Here is a 14,367-nt window from a genome sequence, read left to right on the forward strand (position 1 = left end):
GGAAGGCACCGGTGTGACACCGAAACGGGGATGGGCACGACGACTGTGGGCCTACGCATGGCGCCACCCGAAGGACGTCGTGCTCGCCCTCGGCTCCTCCCTGGCCGGCATGGCCGTCATGGCCCTCGTCCCCCTGATCACCAAGGTGATCATCGACGACGTCATCAGCGACCACACCAGGGACATGACCACCTGGGCCGGACTCCTCATCGCCGCCGCCCTGGTCGTCTACGTCCTCACCTACATCCGCCGCTACTACGGCGGCCGCCTCGCCCTGGACGTCCAGCACGACCTGCGCACGGAGATGTACGGCACGATCACCCGGCTCGACGGCCGCCGCCAGGACGAGCTGTCCACCGGCCAGGTCGTCGGCCGGGCCACCAGCGACCTCCAGCTGATCCAGGGCCTGCTCTTCATGCTCCCGATGACGATCGGGAACTTCCTGCTCTTCGCGATCTCCCTGGTGATCATGGCCTGGCTGTCCTGGCCGCTCACCCTCGTCGCCCTGGCCGTCGCCCCCGCCCTCGCCTGGATCGCGAGGCGCAGCCGCACCCGGCTGCACCCCTCCACCTGGTACGCCCAGGCCCAGGCCGCCGCCGTCGCGGGCGTGGTCGACGGCGCCGTCAGCGGCGTACGCGTGGTGAAGGGCTTCGGGCAGGAGGAGCAGGAGACCGGGAAGCTCAGGGAGGTCGGCCGCAGGCTCTTCGCGGGCCGGCTGCGCACCGTCCGCCTGAACTCGGTCTACACCCCGGCCCTCCAGGCCGTCCCCGCCCTCGGCCAGGTCGCCATGCTGGCCCTCGGCGGCTGGCTGGCGGTACGCGGGCACATCACGCTCGGCACGTTCGTCGCCTTCTCGACCTATCTCGCCCAGCTGGTCGGCCCGGTCCGGATGCTCGCCATGGTCCTCACCGTCGGCCAGCAGGCCCGCGCCGGCACCGAGCGCGTCCTGGAGCTGATCGACACCGAGCCCTCGCTCCAGGACGGCTCCAAGGACCTCCCCGCCGACGCCCCCGCGACGGTGGAGTTCGACGACGTCTCCTTCGGGTATGAAGCCGCCGACGGCAAGACCAGCCCCGTCCTCGACGGCCTGTCCTTCGAGATCCGCCCCGGCGAGACCCTCGCCGTCGTCGGCTCCTCCGGCTCCGGCAAATCCACGGTCTCCCTCCTCCTGCCGCGCTTCTACGACGTCACCCGCGGTGCCGTCCTCGTCGGTGGCCACGACGTGCGCGAGCTGACCGTCGAGTCACTGCGGTCCGCGATCGGGCTGGTCCCGGAGGACTCGTTCCTCTTCTCCGACACCGTCCGCAACAACATCGCCTACGGCCGCCCGGACGCCACCCAGCAGGAGATCGAGAAGGCAGCCCGAGCCGCCCAGGCGGACCGTTTCATCAGCGAACTCCCCGACGGCTACGACACCACCGTCGGCGAGCACGGCCTCACCCTCTCCGGCGGCCAGCGCCAGCGCGTCGCCCTCGCCCGCGCGATCCTCACCGACCCGCGCCTGCTGGTCCTGGACGACGCCACCTCCGCCGTGGACGCCCGGGTCGAGCACGAGATCCACGAGGCCCTGAAGGGCGTCATGCGGGGCCGTACCACCCTGCTGATCGCCCACCGCCGCTCCACCCTGAACCTCGCCGACCGCATCGCCGTCCTGGACGGCGGCCGGCTCGCCGACATCGGCAGCCACGAGGAGCTCCAGCGCCGCTCCGCCCTCTACCGGCGGCTGCTTACCGACCCCGACGAGCTGGGCGCGGTCTCCCCGGGCCACACCCAGCCCGTCTGTCCCGAGGAGGACACCTCCGTCCGGGACGAGCTGGACGCGGAGTTCGACGCCGAACGCGGCGTCACGCCACGGCTGTGGACCGGCGACCGCGAGCGCAAGGACCTCGCCCTCGCCGAGAGCCCCGCCACTCCCGAGCTGCTCGCCCAGGTCGAGGCGCTGCCCCCGGCCACCGACGTCCCCGACATCGACGAGTCGCGGGCCGTCCAGCCGGAGGAGTCCTACGGCCTGCGCCGGCTGCTGCGCGGCTTCGGGCTGCCGCTGCTGGTCAGCCTCGCCCTGGTCGCCACCGACGCGGGCATGGGCCTGCTGCTGCCGGTGCTGATCCGGCACGGCATCGACTCGGGCGTCACCCAGGCCGCGCTCGGCGCCGTCTGGGCGGCCGCCCTGCTCGGGCTGGGCACGGTGGTCGTGCAGTGGGCGGCGCAGATCGGCGAGACCCGGATGACCGGGCGGACGGGGGAGCGGGTCCTGTACTCGCTCCGGCTGAAGATCTTCGCCCAGCTCCAGCGCCTCGGGCTCGACTACTACGAGCGTGAGCTGACCGGCCGGATCATGACCCGGATGACGACCGACGTCGACGCGCTGTCGACGTTCCTCCAGACGGGCCTGGTCACGGCCTTCGTCTCGGTCGTCACCTTCTTCGGCATCATGGTCGCCCTGCTGGTGATCGACGTGGAGCTCGCGCTGGTCGTCTTCGCGACGCTGCTGCCGCTGATCATCGCCACGTTCTTCTTCCGCCGGGCGAGTGTGAAGGCGTACGAGCTGGCCCGCGAGCGGGTGTCGGTGGTCAACGCCGACCTCCAGGAGTCGGTGTCCGGGCTGCGCATCGTGCAGGCGTTCCGGCGTGAGCGGGACGGTGGGCGGCGGTTCGCCGAGCGCAGCGCCGACTACCGCCGGGCGCGCATCCGGGGCCAGTGGCTGATCTCGATCTACTTCCCGTTCGTGCAGTTCCTGTCGTCGGTGGCGGCGGCGGCCGTGCTGATCGTGGGCGGCGCCCGGGTCGACGACGGCACGCTGGCGATCGGCTCGCTGGTGGCGTACCTGCTCTACATCGATCTGTTCTTCGCGCCCGTGCAGCAGCTCTCCCAGGTCTTCGACGGCTACCAGCAGGCGACCGTCTCGCTGGGCCGCATCCAGGAGCTGCTCCGGGAGCCGACGTCGACGAAGTCCGCCGACGAACCCCTGGAGGTCCTCTCCCTGCGCGGCGAGATCGCCTTCGAGGACGTGCACTTCGCCTACGGCGACGACGAAGAGGCCCTGGGCGGGGTCGACCTGCGCATCCCGGCCGGGCAGACCGTCGCCTTCGTCGGCGAGACCGGCGCCGGGAAGTCCACCCTCGTCAAGCTCGTGGCCCGCTTCTACGACCCGACCGGCGGCCGGGTCACCGTCGACGGCACCGATCTGCGCTCCCTGGACCTCACCTCGTACCGGCACCGTCTGGGAGTCGTCCCGCAGGAGGCGTACCTCTTCCAGGGCACCGTCCGCGACGCCATCGCCTACGGCCGCCCGGACGCCACCGACGCCGAGGTCGAGGCGGCGGCCCGGGCGGTCGGCGCGCACGACATGATCGCCACGCTGGACGGCGGCTACCTCCACGAGGTCGCCGAGCGCGGGCGCAACCTGTCCGCCGGGCAGCGCCAGCTGATCGCCCTGGCCCGTGCCGAGCTGGTCGACCCGGACGTCCTGCTGCTCGACGAGGCGACGGCCGCGCTGGACCTGGCCACGGAGGCCCAGGTCAACCAGGCCACCGACCGCCTGGCAGGCCGCCGCACCACCCTCGTCGTCGCCCACCGCCTCACCACCGCCGCCCGCGCCGACCGGGTCGTCGTCATGGACGACGGCGGGGTCGCCGAGGACGGCACACACGACGAGCTGCTGGCCCGCGACGGCCACTACGCGGAACTGTGGCGCACGTTCACCGGCGCCGCCGAGCCGGAGGAGCCGGTCGGAGCCCAGCTCGGCTGACGGCCGCTTCCCCCCTGGGCGCGGTCACGGAGCCAGGCCGTGGTCTCGTCGGGGGGCATCGCGGCGGCGACCAGCCAGCCCTGCGTGGCGTCGCAGCCGAGGTCGCGCAGGCGCTCCCAGGTCTCGTCGTCCTCGACGCCCTCGGCGACGACGAGCAGGCCGAGGGAGTGCGCGAGGTCGACCGTGCAGCGCACGATCTCGGCGTCCTCGGTGTCGACGGCGAGCCGGGCCACGAACGAGCGGTCGATCTTCAGCTCGCTCAACGGCAGTCTCCGCAGAGCCGTCAGAGAGGAGTAGCCCGTCCCGAAGCCCTCCAGGGACATACTCACCCCGTGCCCGGTGAGCCCGCTGAGGGTGTCGGCGGCGCGCTGCGGGTCCCCCTGGAGGACACCTTCGGTGATCTCCAGCTGGAGCGCCCTCGCGGGGACGCCGTGCCGGGCCAGCCGGGCGGCCACGGAACCGGCGAAGCCCGGGGTGTGCACGTCGCGCGGGGAGATGTTCACCGCGACCTGGACGAACAGGCCCTGCTCCCGCCAGCGCGCGACCTGCCCGAGCGCTGTCTCCAGGACATACTCGGTGAGGTGGGGCATCAGGCCCGAGGACTCGGCGATCGCTATGAACTCGTCCGGCGGCACGTTGCCCCGCTCCGGGTGCGCCCAGCGGACCAGGGCCTCCAGGCCGGCGACCTGTCCGTCGAAGCGGACCTTCGGCTGGTAGTGCAGCTGTACCTCGTGCGCGTCGAGGGCGCGGCGCAGATCGCCCAGCAGCCCCAGCCGGTCGGGGGTGTTGGAGTCACGCCTGGACTCGTAGACCTCCACGCCCGTGCGGTCCCGCTTCGCCTGGTACATCGCCACGTCCGCCCGCCGCAGCAGCTCCGCGGCGTCCGGCCCGTGGTCGGGGAAGACGGCGACGCCGGCGCCGGCCTCCAGGACGAGGGTGAGGCCGTCGAGGTCGAGCGGGGAGCTGAGCGCGGCGACCAGGCCCCGGGCGACCCGGGTCGCGGACGTGGTGGAGTCGGCGACGGGCAGGAGGACGGCGAACTCGTCCCCGCCGAGCCGCGCGGCCTCCGCGCCCCGGGGCAGTGCCAGCCGCAGCCGGTCGGCGATCTGCAGCAGCAGCCGGTCACCGGCGCGATGGCCGAGTGCGGAGTTCACCGACCGGAACTGTTCGAAGCTGAGCAGAACGAGGGCGGCACGCTGGCCCGTGCGCTCGGCCGCATCGCACATCATGAGCGTCCGCTCCATCAGAAGATGCCGATCGGGCAGACCGGTCAGCGGGTCGTGGGCCGGTGCCCTGAGACGTGCCGAGTCGGTGCGCGAGGCAGCGGCCGCCCGGCGAACGACTTCCGCGAAGACACCGGCCTTGCGGTCGGCGGTGCCACGGGCGAGCCGGGCCCGCAGCAACGCGGTGGAACGGACCACGGCGTCCTTCACGAGCGGGTCGGGGTCCAGCGTGTGCCTGTGCCGGCGGAACCAGTTCACGCCCGCTCCTTCCCCAGGTCGGCGAAGAGATTGAGTTCCTGCCCACGCTCGCCGAAGGTACGCCGCATCTTCGCCTGAGCCCGGGCCAGGTGCTGGGCCACCGTGCTGGGGGCGACACCGATCTCCGCCGCGATGTCCTTCTGCGACCACCCCTCACACCAGCAGAGCACCGCGATGGTGCGCTGCCGGCCGGGGAGCCCGGCCAGTGCCTCCATCACTCGGACGTAGTCCTCCTGCCGTTCGACGACAGCGGCCGGGTCGTTCCCGGTGACCGTACGCTCCGTGGCCCAGATCCGGGCCAGCTTCGGCAGTCTGCCGCGCAGGCGCCGTGACCTCTTGATGGCGTTGCGGGCGATCACGGCGACGAGCCAGGTGCGGGGATTGTCGAGTCTTTCCCACCCCTGCAGGGCCTGCACGAATGCGTCTGCCACCAGTTCCTCCGCCTGGTGGACATCGCCCGCCACCATGTGCGTGGCCATCGCGACCAGGTCGTCGTAGTGCGCCATGAAGAACCTTTCGCAGGCCACGAGCGGCTCGCTCACCGAGCGTCCCCGTCGTGCGGGATTCTCAACTCCCAGACGGAACCGTCGGGTTGCTGCTCCGTCATGGAGCCGCCCCGGGGCAGGGACCGGGCGATCGTGCGGTACAGCCGCTCGCGGGAGCGGTCCCGTATCCACTGGACTCCCGCCGCGGCAAGGGCCGCGGCGCCGGTGAGCCCCAGAGTCACAAGTAGGTTCAGCACGTTCATCCCGTCAGCAGTGGTACGGAGGGTGCGGATCCGCCGTCACCCAGTACGAAGCCGCAGGGGTGTGAGTCAACGACACTCCCCGTCGAATGTGACTCGGATCACTCCAAGGTCGGGTATGTGGTCGTGGTGTGCAACCGCCGCCATACGTCATGCGTCCGTACAGCAGTACGACGATGGGTGCAGTGGAGGTACGGAAGGGGCGCAACATGGACAGTGGAGCGATACGCCGGCGGTTCGCGCTCGGCCTGGCCGTGCTGACCGCCTCCGGCTTGCTCGCCGTGGCGGCACCGGGCGAGGCACAGGCCGCCTCCAGCGCACCCTGCCCCGGCCGCAAGGTCCGCACCCTGCCGTTCTCCACCGGGGTCGTGCTCGTCTACAAGCGCGGCGGCTACGTCTGCGCCGTGACCGTGACCAAGAAGCCCGGTGTGAAGAAGAAGATGTCGGTGAGCGTGCAGGCGCGCGGCAACCGCCCGGTCGTCGACGAGGGCAAATACTCCTACCTCGCCGGCCCGGTCACGGTGCACGCCGGGCGCCGCTGCGTCTGGCTCAAGGGCAAGGTCGGCCCCAAGTCCGTCAGCACCGGCTGGATCCTCTGCTGAATCCCCGCCCACGCACAGGGTTTTCCCTATGTCCCCTGGTGCTCCGGTGAGTTGGTCCGCTAGCTTCCGGCGCACATCTGTCTCACAGGGGAGTGCGCATGCGCAAGGCGCTCAGATGGCTGCTGGCGCTCACGGTGCTCATAGGCACACTGGGCACGGCGTCAGCGGCCACCGCCGCCGAGCCGGAGGCCACCGGCACCGGCAGCACCACTGACATCAAGGAGAGGCTGCTCTCCATACCGGGCATGAGCCTGGTCGAGGAGAAGCCGTACACCGGCTACCGCTTCTTCGTCCTGAACTACACCCAGCCGGTCGACCACCGGAAGCCGTCCAAGGGCACGTTCCAGCAGCGCATCACCGTGCTGCACAAGGACGCCGCCCGCCCGACGGTCTTCTTCACCAGCGGCTACAACGTCTCCACGACGCCCCGCCGCAGCGAGCCCACCCAGATCGTGGACGGCAACCAGGTCTCCCTGGAGTACCGCTTCTTCACCCCGTCCCGCCCCGACCCGGCCGACTGGTCCAAGCTGGACATCTGGCAGGCGGCCAGCGACCAGCACCGCGTCTTCAAGGCCCTGAAGAGCGTCTACGCCAAGAAGTGGCTCTCCACGGGCGGTTCGAAGGGCGGCATGACCGCCACCTACTACGAGCGCTTCTACCCGCGCGACATGGACGGCGTCGTCGCCTACGTCGCCCCGAACGACGTGGTGAACAAGGAGGACGCCGCCTACGACCGCTTCTTCGCCCGGGTCGGCACCAAGGAGTGCCGCGACCGGCTGAACGCCGTGCAGCGCGAGGCGCTGGTCCGCCGTGAGCCGCTGGAGAAGAAGTACGCGGCCTACGTGAAGGAGAACGGCCTCACCTTCGAGATTATCGGCAGTCTCGACAAGGCCTACGAGGCGACCGTCCTCGACTACGTCTGGGGCTTCTGGCAGTACAGCCTGCTGAAGGACTGCGACCAGATCCCGGCCGACGCGAAGAACGCCACCGACGACGACATCTGGACCTCCGTCGACACGATCGCCGGCTTCTCCGCCTACGCCGACCAGGGCCTGACCACCTACACGCCGTACTACTACCAGGCCGGCACGCAGCTCGGCGCGCCGACGATCGGCTTCCCGCACATCGAGAGGAAGTACATCCGCTACGGCTACCAGCCGCCGCGCAACTTCGTCCCGCGCGACATCCCCATGAAGTTCCAGCCGGGGGCGATGCGGGACGTCGACACCTGGGTCCGGCACAACGCCCGTCAGATGCTCTTCGTCTACGGCGAGAACGACCCGTGGGGCGCGGAGCCGTTCCGCGTCGGCAAGGGCGCGAAGGACTCCTACGTCATGACCGCTCCGGGCATGAACCACGGGGCCAACGTCGCGGGCCTCGTGCCCGAGCAGAAGGCCCTCGCCACCGCCCGCATCCTCGACTGGGCCGGTGTCGCCTCCACCGCGGTACAGGCCGACCCGCAGGCGGCGAAGCCGCTGGCGAAGTTCGACGCCAAACTCGACAAGCGGGACACCCAGCGTGAGATGACGCTGCGCCCGTAACGCATGTCGCTGTCGCGCCCGGCCGCTCACAGCGGCCGGGCGCACCCCACCGGCCGGGTGCCGCCGAGTCGGACGTACAGGGCGGTCGAGGCGGGGCAGTCGGCCCGGCCGGTGACCGCCCGGGTCACCCGGTACTCCGGCTTCCGCTCGCCCTTCCCGTCGCACGCGGTCTCGCGGACCTGCCCGTCGCCGGAGCTGTAGACGCAGTCGCCGACGTTGGTGCGCGGCCCGCCCCCGCCGCCCGGGTCGCCGGGGTGCGGCGGCTGGAGGTTGCGCATACAGGCGTAGCCGCGCGGCACCGCCCCGTCGCCGTCCTCGTCGGACGCGGGCCGCTGCTCGCTGATGTGCAGCACGAAGTCCGTGGTCCGCGGGCAGCGCGGCCCGTCACGCACCGCGCCGTCGTGCCGCGCCACGACCCGGGCCGCCGCCCGCTCACCGGCGCACGGCACCTCGGTGAAGCTCGTCGTACCGAACGAACTGCACTCGTCGACCGCGAGGAACACCGCCCCGTACCCGGACGGCCGGGTCGCCGACGGCGAGACCGGGGCGCTCGTCCCCGTCACCGGCTCGCCCAGCCGGCCGTCCTCCGCCACGCCCGCCGACGGGCTCTGACACCCGGCCAGCACCGCGACCAGCAGGAGCAGCCCGCCCATCACCCCCGCCGAACCCGTCTTGCGCATTGCCGTCCCCCTGAGTGCTCAGGGCCCTGGGGCCCTGGCCCAGCGTGACCCGCGATCGTGGGTGCACGCCAGGCACATGGGGTGGTTTGCGCACGTTGGGGGTGGTGCGCCCGGTCCGTGGCGTATGGCTAGTACGACAGACCGTGCCCGATCGGGTACAGCACCTGTTCTGGATCATTCGCCCGCTGTACGGCGACCGGCAGCTTCCCGCGCGGCTCCACCCGCCCGGCGATCACCCGTGCGGCGGCCCGCAGTTCGACGTCCGTCCAGGAGTAGGCGGCCAGACAGGCCGGGACGGACGGCAGTTGGGCCACGTCGTAGGGATTGCGGATCGCGACCGCCACGACCGGTCTCCCGGTCGCCACGAGCTGCTCGACCAGCGCTTTCTGGCTGCTGCCCGCCGTGACGTTGTACGTGGCGGCCACCACCGCGTCCGCGTCCCGCGCGGCCGCGACCGCCTTCGCGATGGTCGCCGCCGAGGGGGCGGTACCGGTCGACAGGGCGGTGGCGGTGAAGCCGAGTTCCGACAGCGCGCCCGCGAGTACGCCCGTGGGCGGCCCGGTCGTCCCCGACGGCGAGGCCGGATCGGCCCCGACCACGAGCACCTTGGGGTGGCGGCGCCGGGACAGCGGCAGCAGCCGGCCCTCGTTGACGAGCAGGGTGGTCGTCCGCTCGGCGATCCGGTCGGCCGCCTTCAGATGCGGCCGGATGCCGACGGTCCGGTCGACGCCGCCCTGACTGACGTACGGCGCACGGAACAGCCCCAGCTTGGACTTCAGCCGCAGCACCCGCAGGATCGATTCATCGAGCCGAGCCTCCGTCAGCTCGCCCTCACGCACGGCTGTCAGGACGGCGTTCCAGGCCAGGTCCAGATGCGGCGGGTTCAGTAGCTGGTCCACGCCCGCCTTGAGCGCGAGCACCGGCACCCGGGCGTCGCCGTACTTGGTCCGTACGCCCTCCATGCCGAGGGAGTCGGTGACCACCACCCCGTCGTAGCCGAGCTGTTCGCGGAGAATGCCGGTGAGGATGGGGCGGGAGAGGGTGGCGGGGTCGCCGGAGTCGTCGAGGGCCGGGACCATCAGATGGGCGGTCATGATCGAGTCGATGCCGGCGGCGATCGCCGCCCGGAACGGCGGTGCGTCCAGCTTCTCCCAGAGTTCCCGGCTGTGCGTGATGGTGGGGAAGCCGGTGTGGCTGTCGACGTTGGTGTCCCCGTGCCCCGGGAAGTGCTTGGCGGTCGCGGCGACCCCGGAGCCCTGGTACCCGGCGACCTCGGCGGCCACCAGCCCGGCCACGGCCCGCGGGTCGGCCCCGAAGGACCGTACGCCGATGACCGGGTTGGCCGGGTTGACGTTCACGTCGGCCACGGGGGAGTAGTCCTGCCGGATGCCCATCGCCCGCAGCTCGGCACCCGCGATCCGGCCGAGCGCCCGGGCGTCGGACCGCGACCGGCCCGCCCCGACGGCCATGGCTCCTGGGAAGAGCGTCGCGGGCTTCCCCACCCGGGCCACGATCCCGTGCTCCTGGTCGGTCGAGATGAGCACGGGCAGCCCGCGGGGGAGTCCCAGGGAGGCCCGCTGGATGCCGTTGGAGAGGTCGGCGATCTGGTGCGGTTCGCGGGTGTTGTGCGCCCAGGCGAAGTAGATGATGCCGCCGACCCGGTACCTCGCGACCAGCTCGGCGGCCGTACGGACCCCGATCTCCTTGAGGTTGGCGTCGATGTCGGCCTGGTCGGGGGCGGTGGCGGAGTGGCCGTAGACCCGCATCACGAAGAGCTGGCCGACCTTCTCCTCCAGCGTCATCCGCGAGATGTGAGCGCGCAGTCTCCTGTCGTCCGGTGGGGTGGAGGCGTACGAGGGCCCGGCGGCCGCGAGGGCGGCGGTGACCCCGGCCGTGGCGGCGAGAACGGTGCGTCTGGAGGGCTGTGCGGTGCTTCCCGTGCCGGTGTCGTGCACGTGCGCTCCTTCCGGAGGTGATCCGCTCGGATCCGCTGAAGGAAACTTCCAAGAGGTCACCAATAACCGGGAAGTTTCTGCCAGTCAAGGGAACGCGCGGTAACCGCACGGGGGCCGCCACCGGCGCGGTCGGAGGGGGACGCGCCGATGGCGGCGGGGCCGCCGGCCGCGGTACGGCGGAGAGGGAGGTCAGCGATCGCAGCCAGCAGCGAGGGCCGACACCGCACCGTGGTGACTCTCCGGCGGCCTGCGTTTGGACGACGGGAGTCCGGGTCGGGTTCCCGGCGCGGGCCGTTTTTCCGGAAGTCGGTACCCGGGGTGAACCGGTGGTCCAACGGGGCGTGTGAGCCGGCACTTTCGGCCACTCACCGCTACGGCGGCTGCCCCGCCCGGTTCCGCGGGGCGGGGCAGCGAGCCTGGCTCAGGAGTGGATCACCGGGTGTGTTCGACGAACCTCGCCGCCGTCTCGGCCAGCACCTCGCGGCCGTCCCGTGCCCACAAGCCGTCGTTGAACAGCTCCACTTCGATGGCGCCGGTGTACCCGGCCGCCTCCACGTACCCCTGCCACTCCCGCATGTCGATCGCGCCGTCGCCGATCTGGCCCCGGCCGGTCAGCACCCCCTCCGGGAGAGGGGTCGTCCAGTCGGCGAGCTGGAAGGTGTGGATACGCCCGGACGCGCCCGCCCGGGCGATCTGCGCCGGGGCCGTGTCGTCCCACCAGATGTGGTACGTGTCGACGGTGACCCCGACCTGCCGGGCGGGGAACCGTTCGGCCAGGTCCAGGGCCTGGGCCAGCGTCGACACCACACAGCGGTCGGAGGCGTACATCGGGTGGAGCGGCTCGATGGCCAGCCGGACGCCGTGCTCCTCGGCGTACGGCCCCAGCTCCGCCAGCGCGTCCGCGATCCGCTCCCGCGCCCCGTGCAGATCCTTCGAGCCGGCCGGGAGCCCGCCCGAGACCAGGACCAGCGTGTCCGTGCCGAGCGTCGCCGCCTCGTCGATCGCGCGCCGGTTGTCGGCCAGGGCCTCGGCCCGCTCCCGCGGGTCGATCGCCGTGAAGAAGCCGCCCCGGCACAACGTCGTCACCGTCAGGCCCGCGTCACGGACCAGCTTGGCCGTGGCCTCCAGACCGTACGACTGGACCGGCTCACGCCACAGGCCGACGTTGACGACGCCCAACTCACGGCAGGTGTCGACCAGTTCCGGCATCGACAGCTGCTTGACCGTCATCTGGTTGATGGAGAAACGCGCGAGTTCCGTCACTGGTTCACCCCGTACAAGGACAGCAGGTTCTTCATCCGTTCCTGCGCCAGCTTCGGGTCGGGGAACAGGCCGAGGCCGTCGGCGAGTTCGTACGCCCTCGCGAAGTGCGGGAGCGAGCGGGCCGACTGGAGGCCGCCGACCATCGTGAAGTGGGACTGGTGGCCCGCCAGCCACGCCAGGAACACCACGCCCGTCTTGTAGAAGCGGGTCGGGGTCTGGAAGAGGTGGCGGGAGAGCTCGACCGTCGGGTCCAGCAACCCCCTGAAGCCCTTCACATCCCCCGTGTCGAGCACCCGGACCGCCTCCGCCGCCAGCGGGCCCAGCGGGTCGAAGATGCCGAGCAGGGCGTGGCTGAAGCCCCGCTCGTCGCCCGCGATCAGCTCGGGGTAGTTGAAGTCGTCGCCGGTGTAGCAGCGGACCCCGTCGGGGAGCCGGCGGCGCAGGTCCACCTCGCGCCGGGCGTCCAGCAGGGAGACCTTGATGCCGTCAACCTTGTCGGGGTGGGCCGAGATCACCTCCAGGAAGGTGTCCGTCGCCGCGTCCAGGTCGGACGACCCCCAGTAGCCCTCCAGCGCCGGGTCGAACATCGGGCCGAGCCAGTGCAGGACGACCGGTTCGGCGGACTGGCGGAGCAGTTGGCCGTAGACCTCCAGGTAGTCCTCGGGGCCTGAGGCGGCTGCCGCGAGCGCCCGGGACGCCATCAGGATGGCCTGGGCGCCGGACTGCTCCACGAGCGCGAGCTGCTCCTCGTAGGCCGCGCGGACCTCGGCGAGGGACGCCGGGCCGGTGAGCTGGTCGGTGCCCACGCCGCAGGCGATACGGCCGCCCACCGACCTGGCCTCGGCGGCCGACCGGCGGATCAGCTCCGCCGCGCCCGCCCAGTCCAGGCCCATGCCGCGCTGCGCGGTGTCCATGGCCTCGGCGACACCCAGCCCGTGCGACCACAGATGGCGGCGGAAGGCGAGGGTGGCGTCCCAGTCGACGGCCGCGGGCGAGTCCGGGGACACGTCCGCGAACGGGTCGGCGACGACATGCGCCGCCGAGAAGACCGTGCGGGAGGTGAACGGGGAACCGGTGGTGAGGGCGAGCGGCTCCTGGCGGGGCTCGTACGCCCTCAGGGACCCGCTCGCGTCCGGGAGCTGGATGGTCACAGGCCGATCTCCGGTACGTCGATACGACGGCCCTCGGCCGAGGACGCGAGGCCCAGCTCGGCGAGCTGGACACCGCGGGCACCGGCCAGCAGGTCCCAGTGGTAGGGCGCGTCGGCGTAGACGTGCTTCAGGAACAGCTCCCACTGGGCCTTGAAGCCGTTGTCGAACTCGGCGTTGTCCGGGACCTCCTGCCACTGGTCGCGGAAGACCTCCGTGGCGGGGATGTCCGGGTTCCAGACCGGCTTGGGCGTGGCCGAGCGGTGCTGGACACGGCAGTTGCGCAGACCGGCCACCGCCGAGCCCTCCGTGCCGTCCACCTGGAACTCCACCAGCTCGTCGCGGTTGACGCGCACGGCCCAGGAGGAGTTGATCTGGGCGATCGCGCCGCCCTCCAGCTCGAAGACGCCGTAGGCGGCGTCGTCGGCGGTGGCGTCGTACGGCTTGCCGTTCTCGTCCCAGCGCTGCGGGATGTGGGTGGCGGTGAGGGCCTGGACCGACTTCACACGGCCGAACAGCTCGTGGAGCACGTACTCCCAGTGCGGGAACATGTCGACGACGATGCCGCCGCCGTCCTCGGCACGGTAGTTCCATGACGGGCGCTGGGCGTCCTGCCAGTCGCCCTCGAAGACCCAGTAGCCGAACTCGCCGCGCACGGAGAGGATCCGGCCGAAGAAGCCGCCGTCGATGAGGCGCTTCAGCTTCAGCAGGCCGGGGAGGAAGAGCTTGTCCTGGACGACGCCGTGCTTGATGCCGGCCTCGTCCGCCAGCCGGGCGAGGGCGAGCGCGCCGTCGAGACCGGTGGCGGTCGGCTTCTCGGTGTAGATGTGCTTGCCGGCCGCGATCGCCTTCTTCAGGGCCTCCTCACGGGCGGAGGTGACCTGGGAGTCGAAGTAGATGTCCACCGTCTCGTCGGCGAGGACCGCGTCCACGTCCGTCGACCAGTGCTCCAGCCCGTGCTGCTCGGCCATCGCCTTCAGCGCGTGCTCACGGCGGCCGACCAGGATCGGCTCGGGCCACAGCACGGTGCCGTCGCCGAGGTCGAGGCCGCCCTGCTCGCGCAGGGCCAGGATGGAGCGGACCAGGTGCTGGCGGTAGCCCATGCGCCCGGTCACGCCGTTCATGGCGATACGCACCGTCTTGCGTGTCACGTCGTTCCCTTCGTACGCGGTCGTCGCGCCGCGTACGCCCACTGGTGAGCGTT

The 14,367-nt window shown here is 71.6% G+C and carries 10 protein-coding genes and 1 pseudogene; 3 read left to right on the plus strand and 8 right to left on the minus strand.

Features of this window, described 5'->3' with window-relative positions; translation table 11 throughout:
- Nucleotides 1–13 precede the first annotated feature (13 nt).
- Entirely contained in the window at nucleotides 14–3,748 is a 3,735-nt protein-coding gene (locus tag ACIBK5_RS37320) for an ABC transporter ATP-binding protein (protein WP_399026871.1), read from the plus strand.
- Here ACIBK5_RS37320 and ACIBK5_RS37325 read toward each other — a convergent pair.
- The 3 genes and pseudogenes from ACIBK5_RS37325 to ACIBK5_RS37335 all read right to left on the minus strand — a co-directional run.
- Nucleotides 3,676–5,031 (minus strand): annotated as a pseudogene (locus ACIBK5_RS37325) (putative bifunctional diguanylate cyclase/phosphodiesterase); the annotation flags it as partial. The gene ACIBK5_RS37320 and the pseudogene ACIBK5_RS37325 overlap by 73 nt on opposite strands.
- Before the next feature lie 194 nt (nucleotides 5,032–5,225).
- Entirely contained in the window at nucleotides 5,226–5,771 is a 546-nt protein-coding gene (locus ACIBK5_RS37330) for an RNA polymerase sigma factor (protein WP_399026873.1), read from the minus strand.
- Complete coding sequence (locus tag ACIBK5_RS37335; RefSeq protein ID WP_399026875.1) at nucleotides 5,768–5,977, minus strand: hypothetical protein; 210 nt, start codon at nucleotides 5,975–5,977, stop codon at nucleotides 5,768–5,770. Before ACIBK5_RS37335 ends, ACIBK5_RS37330 begins: the two co-directional genes overlap by 4 nt.
- 206 nt (nucleotides 5,978–6,183) lie before the next feature.
- On the opposite strand from ACIBK5_RS37335, the gene ACIBK5_RS37340 reads away from it, so the two are divergent.
- Both ACIBK5_RS37340 and ACIBK5_RS37345 read left to right on the plus strand, forming a co-directional pair.
- Entirely contained in the window at nucleotides 6,184–6,576 is a 393-nt protein-coding gene (locus ACIBK5_RS37340; RefSeq protein ID WP_399026877.1) for a hypothetical protein, read from the plus strand.
- 98 nt (nucleotides 6,577–6,674) lie between these two features.
- Complete coding sequence (locus ACIBK5_RS37345; protein ID WP_399026878.1) at nucleotides 6,675–8,117, plus strand: S28 family serine protease; 1,443 nt, start codon at nucleotides 6,675–6,677, stop codon at nucleotides 8,115–8,117.
- A gap of 26 nt (nucleotides 8,118–8,143) precedes the next feature.
- On the opposite strand, the gene ACIBK5_RS37350 is transcribed toward ACIBK5_RS37345, so the two are convergent.
- The 5 genes from ACIBK5_RS37350 to ACIBK5_RS37370 form a co-directional block, all read right to left on the minus strand.
- A complete protein-coding gene (locus tag ACIBK5_RS37350; RefSeq protein WP_399026880.1) occupies nucleotides 8,144–8,797 on the minus strand; it encodes a hypothetical protein in 654 nt (217 codons plus the stop codon).
- A gap of 128 nt (nucleotides 8,798–8,925) precedes the next feature.
- Entirely contained in the window at nucleotides 8,926–10,752 is a 1,827-nt protein-coding gene (locus tag ACIBK5_RS37355; RefSeq protein WP_399026882.1) for a glycoside hydrolase family 3 protein, read from the minus strand.
- A 432-nt stretch (nucleotides 10,753–11,184) separates the two neighbouring features.
- A complete protein-coding gene (locus ACIBK5_RS37360) occupies nucleotides 11,185–12,015 on the minus strand; it encodes a sugar phosphate isomerase/epimerase family protein (RefSeq protein WP_399026884.1) in 831 nt (276 codons plus the stop codon).
- A complete protein-coding gene (locus ACIBK5_RS37365) occupies nucleotides 12,012–13,166 on the minus strand; it encodes a dihydrodipicolinate synthase family protein (protein ID WP_399026886.1) in 1,155 nt (384 codons plus the stop codon). Before ACIBK5_RS37365 ends, ACIBK5_RS37360 begins: the two co-directional genes overlap by 4 nt.
- A complete protein-coding gene (locus ACIBK5_RS37370; RefSeq protein WP_399026888.1) occupies nucleotides 13,163–14,314 on the minus strand; it encodes a Gfo/Idh/MocA family protein in 1,152 nt (383 codons plus the stop codon). The genes ACIBK5_RS37365 and ACIBK5_RS37370 overlap by 4 nt, the downstream gene beginning before the upstream one ends.
- Nucleotides 14,315–14,367: the final 53 nt, after the last annotated feature.

Origin of the sequence: Streptomyces sp. NPDC050546, from assembly GCF_044457425.1 — a bacterium.
GTDB lineage: Bacteria > Actinomycetota > Actinomycetes > Streptomycetales > Streptomycetaceae > Streptomyces.

Bases quoted from the DNA above. Each gene is read 5' to 3' on its own strand.
- ACIBK5_RS37335 (WP_399026875.1), bottom strand. From the start codon at position 5,977: ATGAACGTGCTGAACCTACTTGTGACTCTGGGGCTCACCGGCGCCGCG.
- ACIBK5_RS37340 (WP_399026877.1), top strand. From the start codon at position 6,184: ATGGACAGTGGAGCGATACGCCGGCGGTTCGCGCTCGGCCTGGCCGTG.
- ACIBK5_RS37345 (WP_399026878.1), top strand. From the start codon at position 6,675: ATGCGCAAGGCGCTCAGATGGCTGCTGGCGCTCACGGTGCTCATAGGC.
- ACIBK5_RS37350 (WP_399026880.1), bottom strand. From the start codon at position 8,797: ATGCGCAAGACGGGTTCGGCGGGGGTGATGGGCGGGCTGCTCCTGCTG.